Below are 6687 nucleotides of genomic sequence, written 5' to 3'. Positions count from 1 at the left end.
AAGCGCCTGAATGACCCTTTTGTTTACCGTCTGGTCGGTCTCGCCAAAATATTGACGCCTTTCGCTGTGGCCGATAATCACATATTTTACGCCAAGCTCCAAAAGCATAGGCGCGCTTACCTCGCCCGTAAAAGCGCCTTGGTCGGCCCAATGCACATTTTGCGCGCCCAGACTAATATTGGTGTTTTTAAGCATTTGGCTAGCTATATGTAAACTTGTGTAAGGAACGCAAACGACAACTTCGCTTTTTGCGTCTTGAACCTTGGGTATGAGCCGCTCCAACAACTCTTTGGTCTGGGCGGCCGTGTTGTTCATCTTCCAATTTCCCGCTATGATAGGTCGTCTCATATTATTTTTTTCCTTTATTTTTTAATAGGGCAAGGTTGATTTTCCTTGCCCTTATCTTTTTTTGTTTTATTTGTCGTTTAGCCTTGCGATGCCGGGTAGCTCAAGTCCTTCCAAAAACTCCAAAGAAGCCCCGCCGCCCGTGGAAATATGCGTAACCTTATCCGCAAAGCCTAATTGCTCTATGGCCGCCGCGCTGTCGCCGCCGCCTATAATGGTCACCGCGTCCGCATCCGCCAAAGCCTGGGCGACCGCTCTGGTGCCCGCGGCAAACTTCTCAAATTCAAACACGCCCATAGGCCCGTTCCAAATAACAGTCTTAGCTCCCTTGATGACCTCGGCGAACTTTTCGCAAGTCTTAGGCCCTATATCCAGGCCTTGCCATCCGTCCGGAATGTTAAGGCTGTCCGCTATCTGGGTATTGGCGTCCGCGCTGAACTCGTCCGCCGCCACATTGTCAACGGGCAATAATAACTGGACGCCTTTGTCTTGGGCCTTTTGGAGCAATTCTTTGGCAAGGTCCACCTTGTCGGGCTCTACCTTGGAATCGCCTACCTTGCCGCCCTTGGCGAGCGCGAATGTGTAAGCCATAGCGCCGCCTATCAAAAGGCTGTCAACTTTTTCCAATAGATTGTTAATGACGCCGATTTTGTCGCTGACTTTAGCCCCGCCCAAAATCGCCACAAAAGGACGCTTGGGGTTTTCCAAAGCCCCGCCCATTATCTCAAGCTCTTTGGCGATCAAAAACCCGGCGACGCAAACTTTAATATAATCGCAAACGCCCGCCGTGGAAGCGTGGGCCCTGTGCGCCGTGCCAAACGCGTCATTGACAAACACTTCGCCAAACTCGGCCAGCTTTTTGGCGAATTCAGGGTCGTTTTTGGTCTCTTCTTTGTGGAATCGGACATTCTCAAGCAGCAAAACCTCGCCGGGTTTTAGCGCGGCGGCTTTTGCCTTGGCGTCTTCGCCTATAACGTCCTTAGCCAAAGTCACAACCCCGCCCAAAAGCTCGTTAAGCCTTCTGGCGACGGGCGCAAGCGAAAACTTGGGATCAAAGCCGTCTTTGGGCCTGCCCAAATGCGAACACAAAACAATCTTGGCTTGGTTTTCAATAAGGTATTTTATGGTAGGAAGCGCGCCTATAATCCTGTTCTCGTCCGTGATATTTCCGTTTTCGTCTTGCGGGACGTTAAAATCGGCCCTTACCAAAACCCGCTTGTTAAAAACATCCACATCTTTGACCGTTAATTTATTCATATTTTTATTCTCCTATTAATTTTTTGCAAATTATACAAATTTAATATAACGGTTTTGGCAATTATTGTCAAATACTTTGATAATATATTGTCATATCGCTTTTTGGGTGCTTCTTTCCCTTACGCTGTAAGCGATATTGGTAAGGTGGTCTGCTATCCTTTCCAGGTTGGTGGTCACTTCATAAAAGACTTCGCCGCTTTCTACCGAACATACGCCTTGGTGCAGCCTGTCAATATGGTTGTTGGTAAATTCTCTTTTCATATTGTCAATCTCTTCTTCGCGGCGGTTGACTTCTTTTATCATATTGAGGTCGCGTTTATCAAAAACATACAAAGCGTCCCTATACAATAGCTTGACTTTTTGATACATAGTCATTAATTCTTTCTGGGCCTCTTCCGAAAGACCTATGCTGTTGTTGGCCAAAATTTGCGCGGCTTCCATCAAGTTTTCCGAATGGTCGCCTATTCTTTCTATGTCCGAGACCACATGATACAGCGTACCCACCAACTTTTCGTCCTTGGGCGAGATATTAAGCGAACTGATCCTGACTAGATAATTGGTTATGGCTTTGTTAAGATAGTTGAGCTGTCTTTCGTTTTTTTCAATGGTGTCCGAATTGGCGTCCGTTTTGTTGATTATATCGCTCATCGCAAGGTCCATATTGGTTTCCGCCAAATGCGCCATAGCGGTTATTTCTTTCAAAATTTGGGCGATAGCAATGGCGGGGGTGTTAAGTATTCTTTCGTCCAAAAACTTAAGTTTCTCCACGGCAACTTCGGGCTTTTTGTCTTTGATGACTTTTTCGGACGCCCAAACTATTTGTTTCACAAAAGGAATAAACAAAATCGCCGAGGCTATGTTAAAAATCAAATGGAATAAGGCCACCTGCATTCCCGCGTTTTGCCCGCTTATAAAATCAAAAAACCTGACAAAAGGCCGCTCTAAAGGCAACATTATTATCATAAAGATTATAGCGCCTAATATATTGTAAAAGATATGTATAAACGCCGTGCGCTTAGTATTGGTGTTTGCGCCCATCGCGGCTATGATTGCCGTAAAGCAAGTGCCTATATTGCTGCCCAGCACCAAATAAAAAGCCGATATAATAGGCAATGTGTTTGCTGAAACCAGCAAAATAATTATCGCGGTGACCAAAGAACTGCTTTGCAAAATGGCGGTAACTACCGTTCCTACAAGCACCAGCAAAAACGGGTTATTAATAATAACAAACAAGTTAGTAACCGCGTCTTCTACGACTTTATTGCCTTGAAAGCTGTCGCCCATAAACTCAAGCCCTATAAAGATAAGCCCGACGCCCACCAAGGCTTCTCCTATTCGGCTCATATTGCCTTTTTTGTCCAACATTATCATCAAAACGCCGATCAAAGCCAAAAGCATAAAATACAGCGATATGTCAAGGCCTCGCAACGCGTATAAAAATGCGGTCAAAGTCGTGCCGATATTGGCGCCCATAATTATGGTCGTCGCCTGAAACAGCGTCATAACGCCCGCGTTTACAAAGCCCAAGACCATAACGCTTACTGCGGACGAGCTTTGGATAATGCCGGTGGCGACCGTGCCTATGCCGACGCCGACAAACCTGTTGTTGCTTATCTTATTAAACATTTTGCGTATGCTTCTGCCCGCGGACTTTTGCAAGCCTTTGGACATGGTGTGCATGCCAAATAAAAAAACGCCCGTTCCAGCCAACAGCTGAAAACAAGCGTTAAGTATCTCCAAAAATTTATCCATCTAATAATATAAGCTCCGTATTATATTTTTACTTTAATAATATTTTAACCGCCCAATAATAATTTTGTCAAACAATAAGCCGCCCAAACGCCCAATAATAAGCTGTTATTAAGATATATCAATATTGTTTGCGTTTTTGTGTAATAAATATGCGGTTTTTAGATAATATTACAGTCAATTAAGCCCCTCAAAGCTATATTGCCTCAGCGCCTCATACAACACGATAGCCACGGCGTTGCTAAGGTTAAGCGAACGCAAATCCTTATACATAGGTATTCTTATGCAGCGGTCATAATTGCTATGCAGCAACTCCTCGGGCAACCCTTTAGTTTCTTTGCCAAAGACCAAAAAACACCCCCTCTCAAACTTGACATCGGTATATCGCTTTTTGGCCTTGGTGGTAAGATACCAAAATTTAGCTTGGGGGCGCGCCTCTTGCAGCTGCTTGAAAGAATCATAGTAACTTATATCGGCAAAACGCCAATAATCAAGGCCCGCTCTTTTTAAGTGCTTGTCCGACACCTCAAAGCCCAGCGGCCTTACCAAATGAAGTTTTGTATGGGTCGCCACGCAAGTGCGCGCGATATTACCTGTGTTTTGAGGAATTTCGGGCTCAACCAGCACTATATTAAACATTGTCTTTGTGTCCTGTTTTTATTAAAAACATTATATAACCATAAATCCAAAATGTTAAATACTTAATATAACCATAAATCCAAAATGTTAAATACTTATTTTATAAAAAATTGGAAAATATCTCTTTGTATTTGTCTTTTTGACGGGACTTTAGCATCGTATTGTCTTTTTGGCGCTCAAAATCTATTTGCATAAAACTTTTTTTTGAATAATATTGGACCGCTCCGTTTTGGTCGCAGAGATAACTGCTATGAGGCTCCGAACAAACATTGCAAACGCCGTTGCTCAAAGACGCCGAACGCGCCATTACCATACAATCTCTGGGCAAGCCTTGATCTATAAGCGTTATCAACAAATCGCAGTCGCACACAGCCAAAAGCCGCGAAGTTTCGGGATATAAAATATCGTTATGGATTATTATTCCCAGCTTGCCCTTGTCGGTATCGTATACCTTAAACCCTTTGCCTTTTTCGTAAACTTGGTCAAAGCAGTGCACCATGTCGTTAATGTCCAAAATATGACCGTTTTGAATGACAACGGTTGATTTGTGCTTAATCCCAAAAAAATTAGTATCCATCCCGGCGATTACGATACAGTTTTTGGTTAAGGAAAGCAAAACCAATTCCGCGTATGTTTTGGACTCGCCGTTTAGTTCCCGCGCCAAGTCCACGTCGCCCGTAACGCCAAAGGCGAAAATTATTATGTCAACTTCGCTTACCTGCTGCAACTGCGACAGGGCGAAGTCCTTCACGGTCGTTGAATTGATTATCGCGATATTCATGTCTATATATTATATTACCGCCGATATAACGGTTGTGAAGAATGAAAAAAAGCGCCAAAAATAAAGGCGATGCCAGAAAAAATATATCAAAAAAATTATAAAGCGCTTTTTAATAATTCTATTACTTGGCCGATGTCGTCCGTTTGGTTGATTTTGTTTTTTATCTCGCGGGAATTGGGGATACCTTTTAGGTAGTGGTGGGCGTGTTTTCTGAAATTAACCGCCGCCCTTTTGGGCTCAAAGTATTTCAAAAGCTCGCTAATATGCGACAAAACAACTTCAAAAGGGGCTAAATCAACGGGTCTATCCAAGATATCGGCAAAAATCCAAGGGTTCCCCAAAGCACCGCGCCCTATCATAGCGCCGTCCGCCCAATTTAGCGCCTGAAGGTAAGAGCGTTTGTCTATTATATCGCCGTTGGCGATTACGGGCACTGAAACGGCGTTTTTTAGCTTCTGCCAAGCCTCAATTTCCGCCCGCCCGCTATAAAAACCCGCTCTGGCGCGGGCGTGCAAGGTCAGGGCGTCCGCGCCGCTTTCTTGGCACATCTTGCCAAACTCAATATAGTTTTTGTTATCGCTGTCCCAGCCCAGCCTGAACTTGACGGTTACGGGTCTAGTTTTGGCGGCGGCTTTTACAGCCGAGATTATTTTGGACGCAAGCGGCAAGTTATTCATCAGCGCGCAGCCCTCGCCGTTTTTGACCACCTTGTTGACGGGACAGCCCATATTGATATCTATAATGTCAAATTTTTCTAGATAAGGGCTTTGGACGGCTTGCGCCATAATTTCGGGGTCTGAACCGAATATCTGAACGGCGCAAATTTTTTCATATTCTGAAGTGTGCAACAACTCCAGCGTCTTTTCGCCGTTGTGCATCAGCCCTTTGGCGCTTACCATTTCGGTAACCGTCATGCTCGCTCCAAAACGGGCGCATACGGCCCTAAAGCCCGGCTCGGTAAAGCCCGCCATCGGCGCCAAAATCGCGCCCTCGCCCAAGTCAATATCGCCTATTTTCATTCTTGTTCTTTTGCCTTGTTGTAAATTTGGTCAAGCTGCCTCAAAGTGTATTCCCCAAAGTCTTTGCCGCTGCCAATAACTGCCTTTTCTACTTGCTCAAATCTATTTATAAACTTGTCCGTCGCGCGCTTTAGGCAAAGCTCGGCGTCGGCTTTTAGCATCCTTGCCGTATTGACCAAAGAAAACAAACAATCGCCCAATTCTTTTTGGGCTTTTTCTAAATTGCCGTTTTTTATCTCGGCTTTTAGCTCGGCTATCTCTTCGTCCGTTTTTTGCAAAGATTGCTCTACGGTTTCAAAGTCAAAACCGACAGCCGCCGCTTTTTTTTGGACTTTTTGGGCGCGCAAAAGCTCGGGAAAATGCTTGGGCAATTGTTTCATATCTTGGGTGATAGTTTTTAATTCTTTTTCTTGGGCTTTGGCGCTGTTCCATGCGGTTAACGCCTCTATAGCGTCTTGCGCCTTGGTATCGCCAAAGACATGCGCGTGCCTGGATATTAGCTTCTTGCACAAAGCGTCAATCACGTCCTTAAGCCGGAACTCGTTGTCGCGCTCGGCAATCATACAATGGAAAATGGATTGAAGCATCAAATCGCCCAGCTCTTCTATCAGCTTTTGCTTGTCGTTCTGGTCAATGGCGTCCGCGACCTCATACGCCTCTTCTATGGCGTTGATGCGGATGCTTTGGTGCGTCTGCGCCCTGTCCCAAGGACAGCCTTGCGGGCTTAACAATATTTTCATTATTTCAATCAGGTCGTCAAAGTTATATTCTTGTTTGTTTTTTAGCTGCTCTTTTAGGTCTTTCAAACGCTTTTTCCTTTTTTTTAATTGATTATACCAGCAATTATACCAAATTTTTATTATCTAGTCATTAAACCAAAAAACCCGCCTGTTATTT

7 protein-coding genes are annotated in these 6687 nt (G+C 44.6%); all 7 read right to left on the bottom strand.

Going from position 1 to position 6687, the window contains the following annotated elements; genetic code table 11:
• Nucleotides 1-348: triosephosphate isomerase (locus GX756_02935; protein NLC16813.1), on the bottom strand; the 348-nt coding region annotated here is incomplete at its 3' end.
• Nucleotides 349-414: 66 nt separating this feature from the next.
• The gene (locus GX756_02930) at nucleotides 415-1602 is read right to left on the bottom strand and encodes a phosphoglycerate kinase (protein ID NLC16812.1); all 1188 of its coding nucleotides are present in this window, start codon (nucleotides 1600-1602) and stop codon (nucleotides 415-417) included.
• A gap of 90 nt (nucleotides 1603-1692) precedes the next feature.
• Nucleotides 1693-3354 (bottom strand): Na/Pi cotransporter family protein, encoded by a 1662-nt coding sequence (locus GX756_02925; GenBank protein NLC16811.1) that lies wholly within the window; start codon nucleotides 3352-3354, stop codon nucleotides 1693-1695.
• Between the two features lie 174 nt (nucleotides 3355-3528).
• Nucleotides 3529-3990, bottom strand: a complete 462-nt coding sequence (gene trmL / locus GX756_02920; protein NLC16810.1) for a tRNA (uridine(34)/cytosine(34)/5-carboxymethylaminomethyluridine(34)-2'-O)-methyltransferase TrmL — start codon at nucleotides 3988-3990, stop codon at nucleotides 3529-3531.
• Between the two features lie 100 nt (nucleotides 3991-4090).
• Nucleotides 4091-4771, bottom strand: a complete 681-nt coding sequence (locus tag GX756_02915) for a carbon-nitrogen hydrolase family protein (GenBank protein ID NLC16809.1) — start codon at nucleotides 4769-4771, stop codon at nucleotides 4091-4093.
• A gap of 95 nt (nucleotides 4772-4866) precedes the next feature.
• On the bottom strand, nucleotides 4867-5790 hold the full coding sequence (dusB, locus tag GX756_02910; GenBank protein ID NLC16808.1) for a tRNA dihydrouridine synthase DusB: 924 nt from the start codon (nucleotides 5788-5790) through the stop codon (nucleotides 4867-4869).
• On the bottom strand, nucleotides 5787-6596 hold the full coding sequence (gene mazG, locus GX756_02905; protein ID NLC16807.1) for a nucleoside triphosphate pyrophosphohydrolase: 810 nt from the start codon (nucleotides 6594-6596) through the stop codon (nucleotides 5787-5789). Before mazG ends, dusB begins: the two co-directional genes overlap by 4 nt.
• Nucleotides 6597-6687 lie beyond the last annotated feature (91 nt).

Source organism: Clostridiales bacterium (assembly GCA_012512255.1).
Lineage (GTDB): Bacteria > Bacillota > Clostridia > Christensenellales > DUVY01 > DUVY01.
This window is presented reverse-complemented; position numbering and strand designations above follow the sequence as displayed.